This is a genomic window from Nocardioides sp. SYSU D00038 (genome assembly GCF_016924665.1).
Classification (GTDB): domain Bacteria; phylum Actinomycetota; class Actinomycetes; order Propionibacteriales; family Nocardioidaceae; genus Nocardioides.
Map to the genome: position 1 here is coordinate 21,181 of NZ_JAFFJT010000036.1, position 13,706 is coordinate 34,886.

At 73.7% G+C, this 13,706-nt stretch carries 13 protein-coding genes; all 13 read right to left on the bottom strand.

Annotated features, from left to right (window positions below; genetic code table 11):
* Positions 1-30: 30 nt before the first annotated feature.
* Entirely contained in the window at positions 31-363 is a 333-nt protein-coding gene (rpoZ, locus tag JT721_RS19960; protein WP_205475185.1) for a DNA-directed RNA polymerase subunit omega, read from the bottom strand.
* A 17-nt stretch (positions 364-380) separates the two neighbouring features.
* Complete coding sequence (gene gmk / locus JT721_RS19965) at positions 381-992, bottom strand: guanylate kinase (RefSeq protein WP_205475186.1); 612 nt, start codon at positions 990-992, stop codon at positions 381-383.
* Positions 993-1,052: 60 nt separating this feature from the next.
* On the bottom strand, positions 1,053-1,373 hold the full coding sequence (gene mihF, locus JT721_RS19970) for an integration host factor, actinobacterial type (RefSeq protein ID WP_205475187.1): 321 nt from the start codon (positions 1,371-1,373) through the stop codon (positions 1,053-1,055).
* Positions 1,374-1,563: 190 nt separating this feature from the next.
* On the bottom strand, positions 1,564-2,049 hold the full coding sequence (locus JT721_RS19975; RefSeq protein WP_205475188.1) for a hypothetical protein: 486 nt from the start codon (positions 2,047-2,049) through the stop codon (positions 1,564-1,566).
* Positions 2,046-2,888 carry an orotidine-5'-phosphate decarboxylase gene (gene pyrF, locus JT721_RS19980; RefSeq protein WP_205475189.1) on the bottom strand — a complete coding sequence of 281 codons (843 nt, stop codon included), beginning with the start codon at positions 2,886-2,888 and terminating at the stop codon, positions 2,046-2,048. Before pyrF ends, JT721_RS19975 begins: the two co-directional genes overlap by 4 nt.
* On the bottom strand, positions 2,885-3,958 hold the full coding sequence (locus tag JT721_RS19985; protein ID WP_205475190.1) for a quinone-dependent dihydroorotate dehydrogenase: 1,074 nt from the start codon (positions 3,956-3,958) through the stop codon (positions 2,885-2,887). The genes pyrF and JT721_RS19985 overlap by 4 nt, the downstream gene beginning before the upstream one ends.
* Positions 3,955-7,284: a carbamoyl-phosphate synthase large subunit gene (carB, locus tag JT721_RS19990; protein ID WP_205475191.1), complete on the bottom strand. Its 3,330-nt coding sequence runs from the start codon at positions 7,282-7,284 to the stop codon at positions 3,955-3,957. Before carB ends, JT721_RS19985 begins: the two co-directional genes overlap by 4 nt.
* A 1-nt stretch (position 7,285) precedes the next feature.
* Positions 7,286-8,452: a glutamine-hydrolyzing carbamoyl-phosphate synthase small subunit gene (gene carA, locus JT721_RS19995; RefSeq protein ID WP_307828172.1), complete on the bottom strand. Its 1,167-nt coding sequence runs from the start codon at positions 8,450-8,452 to the stop codon at positions 7,286-7,288.
* Entirely contained in the window at positions 8,449-9,735 is a 1,287-nt protein-coding gene (locus JT721_RS20000; RefSeq protein WP_205475192.1) for a dihydroorotase, read from the bottom strand. The genes carA and JT721_RS20000 overlap by 4 nt, the downstream gene beginning before the upstream one ends.
* On the bottom strand, positions 9,732-10,703 hold the full coding sequence (locus JT721_RS20005) for an aspartate carbamoyltransferase catalytic subunit (RefSeq protein WP_205475193.1): 972 nt from the start codon (positions 10,701-10,703) through the stop codon (positions 9,732-9,734). Before JT721_RS20005 ends, JT721_RS20000 begins: the two co-directional genes overlap by 4 nt.
* Positions 10,700-11,272, bottom strand: coding sequence for a bifunctional pyr operon transcriptional regulator/uracil phosphoribosyltransferase PyrR (gene pyrR / locus JT721_RS20010; RefSeq protein ID WP_205475194.1), 573 nt, complete (start codon positions 11,270-11,272; stop codon positions 10,700-10,702). Before pyrR ends, JT721_RS20005 begins: the two co-directional genes overlap by 4 nt.
* A gap of 110 nt (positions 11,273-11,382) precedes the next feature.
* Positions 11,383-12,399 (bottom strand): NADPH:quinone reductase, encoded by a 1,017-nt coding sequence (locus JT721_RS20015; RefSeq protein WP_205475195.1) that lies wholly within the window; start codon positions 12,397-12,399, stop codon positions 11,383-11,385.
* A gap of 153 nt (positions 12,400-12,552) precedes the next feature.
* On the bottom strand, positions 12,553-13,706 hold a 1,154-nt coding region (locus JT721_RS20020), incomplete at its 5' end, for a hypothetical protein (RefSeq protein WP_240341151.1).

Sequence of the window (13,706 nt, forward strand, 5' to 3'; positions counted from 1 at the left end):
TCGCTGGTGCTCAGGGGAGGTCCCCGGCGCTCACTCGGTCGGGAACGACGGGGGCGCGGCGGCCGCGGCCTTGGCGGCGGCCTCCTCGGCGGCGAGCTCGGCGGGGTCGACGTCCTCGCAGGTCAGCAGGTCGTCGTTGATCTCGCGCAGGGCGATCGAGAGCGGCTTCTCCTGGACGTGGGTCTCGACGAGCGGGCCGACGTACTCGAGCAGCCCCTCACCCAGCTGGGAGTAGTAGGCGTTGATCTGGCGGGCGCGCTTGGCGCTGTAGAGCACCAGCTTGTACTTGCTGTCGGTCTTGGTGAGCAGGTCGTCGATCGAGGGGTTGGTGACACCCTCGGCGGCGATGTTGGGCGCAGACACGGTCAAGCCTCGCTAGGTCAGTGGGGATCGCTCGGGAAGGACTCCTGGTCGAGCACCATCAAGGCTACCAACTCCTCGGCGGCAGCGTGAACTTCGTGGTTGACGATCGTCACGTCGAACTCCGCCTCGGCGGCCAGCTCCTCGCGGGCGGTCGTGAGCCGCCGCTCGCGCTCGGCCGCGGTCTCGGTGCCGCGGCCGACCAGGCGGCGGACCAGCTCGTCCCACGACGGCGGCTTGAGGAACACGAACAGCGCCTCGGGCATCGTCCGGCGCACCTGGCGGGCGCCCTGGAGGTCGATCTCGAGCATCGCCGGCCGGCCGGCGGCCAGGGCCTCCTCCACCGGGCGGCGCGGGGTGCCGTAGCGGGCGGCTCGGTGGACCACGGCCCACTCCAGGAGCTCGTCGCCCGCAACCATCCGGTCGAACTCCGCGTCGTCGACGAACCAGTAGTGGACGCCGTCCTCCTCCCCCGGCCGCGGTGGCCGGGTGGTCGCCGACACCGAGATCCAGACCTCGGGGTGACGGGCGCGGACGTCGGCGGCCACGGTGCCCTTGCCCACCGCGGTGGGTCCGGCGAGCACGACCAGGCGGCTGCGGGGGTGGACGGCGCGGACGTCGTCCGCGGTCATCGCGTCACCTGGTGCGACCCCGGGCGGCCGCGGTCCTGCTGGCACCGGGCAGCCCTGGGCTCAGTCACGCGAGGCGAACTCGCGCTCGAGCGCGGCGACCTGCTTGGTGCCGAGGCCCCGCACCCGGCGGCTCTCGGCGATGCCCAGTCGCTCCATCAGCTGCTTGGCGCGCACCTTGCCCAGCCCGGGCATCGACTGCAGCAGGTCGACCACCCGCATCTTGCCGATCACCTCGTTGCGCTGCCCCTCGGCGATCACGTCGGTGATCGAGGCCCCCGCGTTCTTGAGGCGGTTCTTGACCTCGGCCCGCTCGCGCCGCGAGGCGGCGGCCTTCTCGAGAGCTGCTTGACGCTGTTCCGGAGTGAGCGGGGGCAGAGCCACGGTCGCGGGTCCTTTGTCGTCTTCGCTGGGCTTGGGGGAGCTGCAGGTCAATCTAGTCAGGTTGTCGACCGGCGGGCAATCGGGGCCCCGGGCGGTCCGCACCGGTACCCCTCGCGGCCCGGACCGACCCCCGCCGTCCCCATTCACGGCCCCGCCGACGGCGCCCCGCCGAGCGGGCCGGGTCAGAGGGTCAGAGGGTCAGCGGGGACTTGCAGACGTCGCGCGCCTGCTGCTGCAGGCCGGCCAACGCCTCGGTGGTCTGCGGGCTGGCCAGCGCGGTGGCGGCGGCCTCGATCCGGTCGCGCTCCTCGGGCGCCAGGTCCGACGGCGGTGCCTCCGGGTCGTACGACGACGGCTCGACGCCGGCCTCGTCCAGGGCGTCGGCGAGGTCCTCGAGCGCCCCGACCACCTGCTGCCACTCGTCGCGAACGTCGCGGGGGGCGGCCGCGCGCAGGTCGCGGAAGACCGGCAGCGCCCGCAGCAGGGCGTCCGGCCCACCGGCGCCGATGATCTCGGTGAGCTCCTCCTGGTGGTCGGCCACGGCCTCGCAGTAGCCCTCTGGGCCGTCCTCGCCGCACCCGCCGAGCAGCAGCCCGCCGGCCAGCGCACCGACCGCGACCGTGGCCGACCAGCGCACCCGCACCGACCCCCGCACCGGCCCCCGCACCCCCGTCACCCGCGGAGCCCGGCCAGCTCGTCGGTGGTGCGGCGCGCGGCGTCGGCCAGGGCCGCGACGTCGGGCCCGGCGCGCAGCAGCTCGCGGGAGGTGCTGGCGAGTACCGCGCCCGACGCCGCCCCGAAGATCCGCACCAGGTCGGCGGTGGTACCGCCCTGGGCACCGTAGCCGGGCGCGAGCACCGGGCCGTGGAAGGACAGGTCCACGCCCTCGGGCGGGCTGCCGATCGTCGCGCCCACCACCGCACCGAACGAGCCGAGCGGGTCGGCGCCGGCGTTGAGCTCGCCCAGCCGCCTCAGCACCCGGCCGGCGACGGTCGCGCCGTCGTCGGTGCGCGCGTGCTGGACCTCCGGCCCCTCCTTGTTGGAGGTGAGTGCGAGCACGAACAACCCGCCGCCGTGGATGCGGGCGGTATCGACGAACGGGTCGAGCGACCCGAAGCCGAGGTAGGGGCTGACGGTCACGGCGTCGGCGCCGAGCGGGGAGGCCGGGTCGAGGTAGGCGTCGGCGTAGGCCTGCGAGGTGGAGCCGATGTCTCCGCGCTTGACGTCGAGCAGCACGAGCGCGCCGGCGGCGCGCGACTCCGTCACCACCCGCTCGAGCACGGCGACCCCGCGGCTGCCGAAGCGCTCGTAGAACGCCGACTGGGGCTTGACCACCGGCGCCACCGGAGCCAGTGCCTCCACGGCGGTGAGCGCGAACCGCTCCAGGCCCGCGACGTCGTCGTCGAGCCCCCACTCCGCGAGCAGCGCGGCGTGCGGGTCGATGCCGGCGCACAGGTGCCCGCGAGCGGCCAGGGCGGCGTGCAGGCGCGCGCCGAAGGGGGTCGGGCTGGTCATGGCTGGTCTCCTGTCGTGGCGAGCCCGGCGGCCACCCGCCCGGGCCAGCGCGGTCCTTCGTAGACGAACGCCGAGTAGGCCTGCACCAGGGTCGCGCCGGCGGCGATCCGCTCGCGGGCCTGCTCGACGCTGCCGATGCCGCCCACCCCGACCAGCGTGAGCCGGTCGCCGAGCCGCTCGCGCAGCAGCCGCAGCACCGCCAGCGACCGGTCGGCCAGCGGTGCACCGGACAGGCCGCCGGGGCCGCAGCGCTCCACCGCCTCGGGCGGCGAGACCAGGCCGGCGCGGCTGGTGGTGGTGTTGGTCGCGACGATGCCGTCGAGCCCGATCGCCAGCGCCAGGTCGGCGACAGCCAGCACGTCGTCGTCGGCGAGGTCGGGGGCGATCTTGACCAGCAGCGGGACGCGGTGGGTGGTCACGGCGTCCGCCGTGCGCCGCACGTGCTCCAGCAGCGGCTGGAGCCGCTCGACCGACTGGAGGTCGCGCAGACCGGGAGTGTTGGGAGAGCTCACGTTGACCACGAGGTACTGCGCCCAGGGCGCGAGCAGCCGGGCGCTCTTGGCGTAGTCGGCCAGCACCGCCCGCTGGTCGTCCTCGGGCACCACCTTGGTCTTGCCGATGTTGACGCCGAGCACCGGCGGCGGCGCCGAGCGGTCGACCTCGGCCAGCCTGCGGGCCCGGTGGGCGAGCCGGGTCGCCACAGCGGCGGCGCCGTCGTTGTTGAAGCCCATCCGGTTGACGACCGCGCGATCCTGGGGAAGCCGGAACAGGCGGGGTCGGGGGTTGCCGGGCTGGGGCTCCGCGGTGACCGTGCCGATCTCGACGTGCCCGAAGCCCAGGGCGCCGAGCGCGTCGACGCCGACGGCGTTCTTGTCGAAGCCTGCCGCGAGCCCGAGCCGGTGGGGGAAGAGCAGGCCCATCGCCGGTACCGGCGCGTGCACGACCGGGCGCACCCGCCGGCCCTGCTGGAGCACCGGCGCCGCGCCCCGGATCGCACGGAGCGCCAGGTGGTGGGCGCGCTCGGCGTCGGTGCGGGTCAGCACCCGGTCGAACACGGTCCGGTAGATCACCCGCGGGCCGCCCAGGACTGCAGGCTGCGCACGCCGATGTCGCCCCGGACCAGGGCCTCGATCCCCTGCACCGCGGCCCCGAGCCCCTGCACGGTCGTGATGCACGGGACGCCGGCGAGCACCGCCGCGGTGCGGATCTCGTAGCCGTCGACCCGCGCGGCTCCCCCGCCGACCGAGCCGTGCGGGGTGTTGACGATCAGGTCGACCTCGCCGTCGAGGATCAGCCGCACGGTGGTCGGCTCCCCCGCCGGACCGGCGCCCTCGTAGTGCTTGCGCACCACCGTGGCCCGCACGCCGTTGCGGCGCAGCACCTCGGCGGTGCCCTGGGTCGCGAGGATCTCGAAGCCGTGGTCGGCGAGGACCTTGATCGGGAAGACCAGGTGTCGCTTGTCGCGGTTGGCGACGCTGACGAAGACCCGGCTGCTCCGGTGCTCGTGCATGCCGGGGCGGGGCAGCGATCCGAAGGCGCCGGCCTGCGACTTGGCGAAGGCGCTGCCGAAGTCGGCGTCGAAGCCCATCACCTCGCCGGTCGACTTCATCTCCGGCCCGAGCACGGTGTCGACCTGGGTGCCGTCGGGGGTGCGGAACCGGTTGAACGGCATCACCGCCTCCTTGACCGCGATCGGCTGGTCGGCCGGCAGCGTGCCACCGTCGCCCTCGGCGGGCAGCACGCCGGCCGCCCGCAGCCCGGCCACCGTCTCGCCCAGCATCACCCGGGCCGCGGCCTTGGCCAGCGGGGTCGCGGTGGCCTTGGACACGAACGGCACCGTGCGGCTGGCACGCGGGTTGGCCTCGAGCACGTAGAGGACGTCGGAGCCCAGGGCGTACTGGATGTTCAGCAGCCCACGCACGCCCACCCCTCGGGCGATCGCCTCGGTGGCCTCGCGGATCCGACTGATCTCGGAGTCACCGAGCGTGATCGGCGGGAGCACGCACGCGGAGTCGCCGGAGTGGATGCCGGCCTCCTCGATGTGCTCCATCACCCCGCCGAGGAACAGCTCCTCGCCGTCGAAGATCGCGTCGACGTCGATCTCCACCGCGTCGTCGATGAACCGGTCGACCAGCACGGGGTGCTCGGGGCTGACCTCGGTGGCGCGCTCGATGTAGCCGCGGAGCGCGTCGTCGCCGTAGACGATCTCCATGCCCCGGCCCCCCAGCACGTACGACGGCCGCACCATCACCGGGTAGCCGACCTCGGCCGCCACGTCGTGGGCCTCCTCGACGCTGGTGGCGAGACCGTACTTGGGCGCCGGCAGCCCGGCCCGGGCCAGCACCCGACCGAAGGCGCCGCGCTCCTCGGCGAGGTGGATCGCGTCGGGCGAGGTGCCGACGATCGGCACCCCGGCGTCCTCCAGCCCCTTGGCCAGGCCGAGCGGGGTCTGGCCGCCCAGCTGGCAGATCACCCCGGCCACCGGGCCGGCCGCCTGCTCGGCGTGCACGACCTCGAGGACGTCCTCGAGGGTGAGCGGTTCGAAGTAGAGCCGGTCGGAGGTGTCGTAGTCGGTGGAGACGGTCTCGGGGTTGCAGTTGACCATCACAGTCTCGTAGCCGGCCTCCGAGAGGGCCAGCGAGGCGTGCACGCAGGAGTAGTCGAACTCGATGCCCTGCCCGATCCGGTTCGGGCCGCTGCCGAGGATGATGACCGCGGGCCGCTCGCGGGGTGCGACCTCGGTCTCCTCGTCGTAGGAGCTGTAGTGGTACGGCGTCGCGGCGGCGAACTCGGCGGCACAGGTGTCGACGGTCTTGTAGACCGGCCGGATGCCGAGGGCGTGCCGCACGCCGCGCACCACGTCGGCGCCCATCCCGCGGATCTTGCCGATCTGGAGGTCGGAGAAGCCGTGCCGCTTCGCCCGCCGCAGCAGCGCCGGGGTGAGCTCGTCGGCGGCGGTGACCTCGGTGGCCACCTCGTTGATCAGCGCCAGCTGGTCGAGGAACCACGGGTCGATCCGGGTGGCCTCGAAGACCTCCTCCGGCGTCGCCCCGGCGCGGATCGCGTCCATCACCTGCTTGAGCCGCCCGTCGTGCGGCACCGCGACCTCCCGCAGCAGCGCGTCCTTGTCGAGGTCGACCCAGTCCTTCTCCCAGTCGAAGACGGCGGTGCGGCTCTCCAGCGAGCGCAGCGCCTTCTGCAGCGCCTCGGTGAAGTTGCGCCCGATGGCCATCGCCTCGCCCACGGACTTCATGTGGGTGGTCAGCACGGGGTCGCTGCCCGGGAACTTCTCGAACGCGAACCGCGGCACCTTCACCACGACGTAGTCGAGGGTGGGCTCGAACGCCGCGGGCGTGCTGCCGCCGTCGGCGCGGGTGGTGATGTCGTTGGGGATCTCGTCGAGGGTGTAGCCGATCGCCACCTTCGCGGCGATCTTGGCGATCGGGAAGCCGGTCGCCTTCGAGGCCAGCGCGCTGGAGCGGCTGACCCGCGGGTTCATCTCGATCACGATGACCCGGCCGTCGGCGGGGTTGACGGCGTACTGGATGTTGCAGCCGCCGGTGTCGACCCCGACCTCGCGGATGATGCCGATCGCCAGGTCGCGCAGGTGCTGGTACTCGCGGTCGGTGAGCGTCATCGCCGGGGCGACCGTGATCGAGTCGCCGGTGTGGACGCCCATCGGGTCGACGTTCTCGATCGAGCAGACGATCACGACGTTGTCGGCCCGGTCGCGCATCACCTCCAGCTCGTACTCCTTCCACCCGATGATCGACTCCTCGATCAGCACCTCGGTGGTGGGGCTGGCCGACAGGCCGGCACCGGCGATCCGGGCCAGGTCGCCCTCGTCGTAGGCGATGCCGGAGCCGGTGCCGCCCATCGTGAACGACGGCCGCACCACGACCGGGTAGCCGAGCTCGGCCACCGCCTTCTCGCAGTCGTCGAGGGAGTGGCACACGAAGCTGCGGGCCACCTCGCCGCCGACCTTCTCGACGATCCCGTTGAACAGCTCGCGGTTCTCGCCGCGGTGGATGGCGTCGAAGCTGGCGCCGATCATCTCCACGCCGTACTTCTCGAGCACGCCGTTCTCGTGGAGGGCGATCGCGGCGTTGAGCGCGGTCTGGCCGCCCAGCGTCGGCAGCAGCGCGTCGGGGCGCTCCTGGGCGATCACCTTCTCCACGAACTCCGGGGTGATCGGCTCGACGTAGGTCGCGTCGGCGAACTCCGGGTCGGTCATGATCGTGGCCGGGTTGGAGTTGACCAACACCACGCGCAGGCCCTCGGCCTTGAGCACCCGGCAGGCCTGGGTGCCGGAGTAGTCGAACTCGCAGGCCTGGCCGATGATGATCGGCCCGGAGCCGATCACCAGCACGCTCTTGATGTCGTCGCGCTTGGGCACGTCAGGCGTCCTTCGTGATGAGAGTGACGAAGCGGTCGAAGAGGTACGCCGCGTCGTGGGGGCCGGCGGCGGCCTCGGGGTGGTACTGCACGGAGAAGGCGCGCAGCTCGCCCCGGGGCGAGCGGAGCTCGAGGCCCTCCACCACGTCGTCGTTGAGGCAGACGTGGCTGACCTCCGCCCGGCCGAACGGCGTCTCGGTGGGCCCGTCGAGCGGGGCGTCGACGGCGAACCCGTGGTTGTGGGCGGTGACCTCCACCTTGCCGGTGGTGCGGTCGAGCACCGGTTGGTTGATGCCGCGGTGGCCGTAGCGCAGCTTGTAGGTGCCGAAGCCCAGCGCCCGCCCGAAGAGCTGGTTGCCGAAGCAGATGCCGAAGTACGGCAGCTCCCGCTCCAGCGCTCCCTGCAGCAGCTCCACCTGGTGGGTGGTGGCGGCCGGGTCGCCGGGGCCGTTGGAGTAGAAGAGCCCGTCTGGGCGCACGGCGAGCACGTCGTCGAGGGTCGCGGTGGCCGGCAGCACGTGCACCTCGATGCCGCGCTCGGCCATCCGGTGCGGGGTCATCCCCTTGATGCCGAGGTCGAGCGCCGCCACGGTGAGCCGCTTCTCGCCGTGCGCCGGCACGACGTACGCCTCGGTGGTCGAGACCTCGCTGGCCAGCTCGCTGCCGGTCATCTCGGCCGACGAGCGCACCCGGGCCAGCAGCGCCGCGGGGTCGGTCTCGGTGGTGGAGATGCCGACCCGCATCGCGCCGCGCTCGCGCAGGTGGCGGGTGAGCGCGCGGGTGTCGACGCCGGAGATGCCGACCACGCCGTGCTCGCGCAGCTCGTCGTCGAGGGTGCGGCGCGAGCGCCAGCTGCTCGGCACCCGGGCGGGGTCGCGGACGACGTAGCCGGCCACCCAGATCCGGCGGCTCTCGGGGTCGTCGTCGTTGATGCCGGTGTTGCCGACGTGGGGAGAGGTCATCACCACCACCTGCCGGTGGTAGGAGGGATCGGTGAGCGTCTCCTGGTAGCCGGTCATGCCGGTGTTGAAGACCGCCTCGCCGAAGGTCTCCCCCGCCGCGCCGAACGCCTCGCCGTGGAAGGTGCGGCCGTCCTCGAGGACGAGGATCGCCGGTCCGGTGGTCACCGGGGTGGACGTGGGGCTGGGGCTGGAGCTGGTGGTGGTCACTGGAGCTTCCCGTCGAGCACGGTGGCGTGGCCGCGGAGGAACGTCGCGACCACCCGGCCGGGCAGCTCCATCCCGCGGTAGGGCGTGTTGCGGCTGAGGCTGGCCGACTCCGAGGGCTCGACCACCCGGCGCACCGCGGGGTCGTAGAGCAGCACGTTGGCCGGGTTGCCGACCTCGATCGGCCGCCCGTGGTCGGCGACCCGCCCGATCCGGGCGGGGGCGTAGGACATCCGCTCGGCGACCCCGGCCCAGTCGAGCAGTCCGGGGTCGACCATCGTCTCCTGCACGATCGACAGCGCCGTCTCGAGGCCGAGCATGCCGAACGCCGCCGCGGCCCACTCGCAGTCCTTGTCCTCGTGGGGGTGCGGAGCGTGGTCGGTGGCGACGACGTCGATGGTGCCGTCGGCCAGGCCGGCGCGCAGCGCCTCGACGTCGACTCCCGAGCGCAGCGGCGGGTTCACCTTGTAGATCGGGTCGTAGGTCGCGGCCAGGTCGTCGGTGAGCAGCAGGTGGTGGGGGCAGGCCTCGGCGGTGACGTTCCAGCCCTTGCGCTTGGCGTCGCGGACGATCTCGACCGAGCCCGCGGTCGACACGTGGCACACGTGCAGCCGGGAGCCGACGTGGGCGGCCAGCAGGCAGTCGCGGGCGATGATCGCCTCCTCCGCCACGGCGGGCCAGCCGGTGAGGCCGAGCCGGCCGGACAGCTCGCCCTCGTTCATCTGCGCGCCCTCGGTGAGCCGCGGCTCCTGGGCGTGCTGGGCGACGACGCCGTCGAAGGCCTTGACGTACTCCAGCGCCCGACGCATCAGCACCGCGTCGCTCACGCAGCAGCCGTCGTCGGAGAAGACCCGCACCCGGGCGGCGGAGTCGGCCATCGCGCCCAGCTCGGCCAGCCGCTCGCCGGCCAGGCCCACGGTGACCGCGCCCACGGGGTAGACGTCGCAGTAGCCGGCCTCGCGGCCGAGCCGCCAGACCTGCTCGACCACGCCGGCGGTGTCGGCAACCGGCTCGGTGTTGGCCATCGCGTGCACGGCGGTGAAGCCGCCGAGCGCCGCGGCGCGGGTGCCGGTCTCGACGGTCTCGGCGTCCTCACGCCCCGGCTCGCGCAGGTGGGTGTGCAGGTCGACCAGCCCGGGCAGCGCCACCAGCCCGGCGGCGTCGACGACCTCGGCACCCGCGGCGTCGAGGCCGGTGCCGACCTCGGCGACCACCCCGTCGCGCAGCAGCAGGTCGGTCGGGTCGCCGCCCAGCACGGCGGCGCCCCGGATGAGGTAGCCGGTCACTCTTCTCCTCCCACGGCAGGCTCGGACCCTCCGAGCAGCAGGTAGAGCACGGCCATCCGCACGGCGACGCCGTTGGTGACCTGCTCGACGATCACCGAGCGGTCGCTGTCGGCGACGTCGGCGGTGATCTCCATGCCCCGGACCATCGGCCCGGGGTGCATCACGATCGTGTGGTCCTGCAGCGTCGCCATCCGGCGACCGTCGAGGCCGTAGCGGCGGGAGTACTCCCGCGGCGTCGGGAAGAAGCCGCCGGTCATCCGCTCCCGCTGCACCCGCAGCATCATCACCGCGTCGGCCTTGGGCAGCACTGCGTCGAGGTCGTACGACGTCTCGACCGGCCAGGTCCCGACCCCCACCGGCAGCAGCGTCGGCGGCGCCACCAGCGTCACCTCGGCGCCCAGGGTGCGCAGCAGCAGCGCGTTGGAGCGGGCCACCCGGCTGTGCAGCACGTCGCCGACCACCGCGATCCGGCGGCCCTCGAGGCTGCCCGGGCGGAGCCGACCGCCGTCGGTGCTGCCGAGGTGGCGGTAGAGCGTGAACGCGTCGAGCAGCGCCTGGGTCGGGTGCTCGTGGGTGCCGTCTCCGGCGTTGACCACGCTGGAGCGCACCCACCCGGAGTGGGCCAGCCGGTGCGGGGCGCCGCTGGCGCCGTGGCGCACCACGACGGCGTCCGCGCCCATCGCCTCCAGCGTCAGCGCGGTGTCCTTGAGGCTCTCGCCCTTGCTCAGCGAGGAGCCCTTCGCGGCGAAGTTGATGACGTCGGCGCTCAGCCGCTTGGCCGCGGCCTCGAAGGAGATCCGGGTGCGCGTGGAGTCCTCGAAGAACAGGTTGACCACGGTGCGCCCGCGCAGCGCCGGCAGCTTCTTGATCGGCCGGTCGGCGAGCTCGCGCAGCTCGGCCGCGGTCTGCAGGACCAGCTCGGCGTCGTCGCGGCCGAGGTCGGCGGCCGAGAGCAGGTGGCGCTTCACGGCGTCGCCGCCCCCTGGATGGTGACCGCGTCGGAGTCGTCGACGCCGTCGAGGGTGACCCGCACCTGCTCGACCAGCGAGGTGGGCAGGTTCTTGCCCACGAAGTCGGCGCGGATCGGCAGCTCGCGGTGGCCCCGGTCGACCAGCACCGCCAGCCGCACCGCCGCCGGGCGGCCGAGGTCGTTGAGGGCGTCGAGCGCCGCCCGGATCGTGCGGCCCGAGAAGAGCACGTCGTCGACGAGCACCACGACCTTGTCGTCGATGCCGTCGGCCGGGATGTCGGTGCGCATCAGCGCCCGGGCGGGCTTGAGCCGCAGGTCGTCGCGGTACATGGTCACGTCGAGGGAGCCGACGGGCACCGCGTTGCCCTCGACCGAGGCGATCCGCTCGGCGATCCGCTCGGCCAGCGGCACGCCGCGGCTGGGGATGCCGAGGAGCACCAGGTCCGAGGCGCCCTTATTGCGCTCGAGGATCTCGTGGGAGATGCGGGTGAGGGCCCGGGCGATGTCACGGGCGTCGAGCACGACCCGGCCGGTGTCGGGTCCTGCAGGGGCGGGCTGGGCACACACGGGTGCTCCTGACCTCCTTCTCCGCCTCACGGGACGGCTCGTTAAAGGATGTCGAACGCCCTCACCCTACCTCCGCAGGACGGCAACCCCGCGCCCGGCGCCCCGGCTTCTCACGCGTCGGACACGTCGAGCAGCACCTTGCCCACCGCGCCGCCCTCGACGGCGTCGTGCGCCGCCGCGGCCTGCTCCAGCGGGTAGTGGTGCAGCGGCACGCCGGCGTCCTCGCCGACCCGCAGCGCGCCGGCCGCGACGGCCGCCGAGACGTCGTCGACCGCGGCCCGGAGCAGGTGCTCGTGGAGGGTGTAGAGGATGAGGAACTGGAAGCGCAGGTTCTTGCCGAACGCCGCCCGCAGCGGCATCGTCAGCTCGTCGCCGCCGTTGTTGGCGTAGATCGACACCAGTCCGTGCACCTTGACCAGGTCGAGGTCGACGGCGACGTTCTGGGCCGGAGCCACCTCGACGGCGATGTCGACGCCGTCGGGCGCGAAGGCCCGGACCTCGCGCGCGGTGTCGCCGACGGTGTAGTTCACGGTGTGGTGGGCGCCGGCCGCCACGGCCAGCGCGCCCTTCTCGTCGCTGCTGACGGTGGTCACCACGGTCGCCCCCGCCCACCTGGCGAGCTGGATCGCGGCGTTGCCGACCGCGCCCGCTCCCCCGGCGACGAGCACGGTGCGCCCGGCCAGCGCACCGGGCGCGAGCCGGGCCGGGCCGTCCTCGTGAGCGGTGAGCGCCCGGTGGGCGGTCACGGCCGGCACGCCCAGGCTGGCCCCGAGGTCGAACGACGCGCCGTCGGGCAGCGCCACCACCCGCTCGACCGGCTGCACGGTGAAGTCGGCCGCCGTGCCGTGGGGCCGGCCGTGCTGGGCCAGCACCAGCCACACCCGGTCGCCGGGCGCGAACGAGGTCACCCCGGGGCCCACCGCGTCGACGACGCCGGCGCCGTCCTGTCCGGGCGTCACCTCGTCGTGCCCGGCCACCATCCCGGCGCGGAACTTCCAGTCCGTGGGGTTCACCCCCGACCGCACCACCCGCACCCGGACCTCACCCGGCCCCGGCTCGGGCACCTCCCGATCCCCCAGCCTCAGCACGGACGACGGCCCGGTCTCGCGATAGGTGACGGCACGCATGGCCCCGACGCTAGCGCGCGGTGGGTGGGTCGCCGACCCGTCGCCTGTTGTCGACAGATCGGCGCGAGGTGTCGGCAACTCGCGCCGGGTCGGCGAACCCCCACGCACCGAGTCGTCGTTGCCCGTGACGAGCAACGACGACTCGGCAGCAGGTCAGAGCGCCTCGGCCATGCCGGCGCAGGCGCGCAGCCAGGAGCGGCGGGTGCCCTCGGAGAGCTGGTTGTAGGGCACCACCGAGCCGGCGACGAGGGCCGGGTCGTAGGGCACCCGGTAGACCGCGCGGGTGCGCTGCTCGTAGACGTCGACGAGGTCCTGGGCGAGCTTCTCGTCGACCTGCGCCGAGGGGTCGGAGAGCACGGTCACGGCCTTGTGCTTGAGGTTCTGGTAGCCGGCGTCCTGGAGCGCGTCGAGCATCCACAGCCCGCTGTAGCCGGTGTCCTCGCGCACGGTCGAGGTCACGACGAGCAGGTCGGCGGCGTCGGCGGCGGCCAGCCAGTTCTCGGCGCGCATGTTGTTGCCGGTGTCGACCAGGATCACCCGGTAGAAGCGCTCGAGCAGCTTGTGCACGGCGTTGAAGTCCTGGGCGTGGATCTGCCCGGTGACGTCGGGCCGCTCGTCGGAGGCCAGCACGTCGAAGTGCGCGTCGCCCTGCGAGCGCACGAACGCGCCGAGGTCGCCGATCCGGGCCTGGAAGACGTCGCTGAACCGCTCCAGGTCCTCGAGCAGCTCGCGCGTGGTGTTGCGGTGGGCGCTGCGGGTGCCGCGGATGCCCAGGGTCCCGCGGGTCTCGTTGTTGTCCCACGCGACGACGCCGCCGCCGCGGACGGTGCCGAAGGTGTAGCCCGCCGCGAGCACGCCGGTGGTCTTGGCCGCCCCGCCCTTGGGGTTGATGAACGCGATCGTGCGCGGGCCGTCGAAGTCCTTCTGGATCGCGGCCCGGGCTTCCTCGTGCTCGCGCTCGGCGGCCGACATCCGCGGGCTGATCAGGCCGCCGCTCCAGCGTCGCACCCGGCCCCGCCAGCCCCACGTCGCCGGACCGGGCTCGCGCTGGTCGGAGCGGCGGTCGAGGAAGTCGGTGGCCGTCATGAACCGCGGCACCTCGACGGCGCCGTTCGCTCCCGCGGCGGCACCTTCGACCGCGCCGGTGTCGGCGGGGGCCTGGGCGGGCGGCGGAGCCGGAACGGCGGAGTCGAGGTGGGTCGGCGCCGCCGACGGCGCCTGCGGGGCCGGGGTGGCCGGCGTCGTGGAGATCCGGCGCCCCTGCGGCGGGGCGGGCGGCGGGGCCTGCGGCGGAGCGGGCGGCGCCG

Coding starts and splice junctions, on each gene's coding strand:
- pyrF (WP_205475189.1), bottom strand. CDS start 2,888: ATGACCAGCCCGACCCCCTTCGGCGCGCGCCTGCACGCCGCCCTGGCC.
- gmk (WP_205475186.1), bottom strand. CDS start 992: ATGACCGCGGACGACGTCCGCGCCGTCCACCCCCGCAGCCGCCTGGTC.
- JT721_RS20015 (WP_205475195.1), bottom strand. CDS start 12,399: ATGCGTGCCGTCACCTATCGCGAGACCGGGCCGTCGTCCGTGCTGAGG.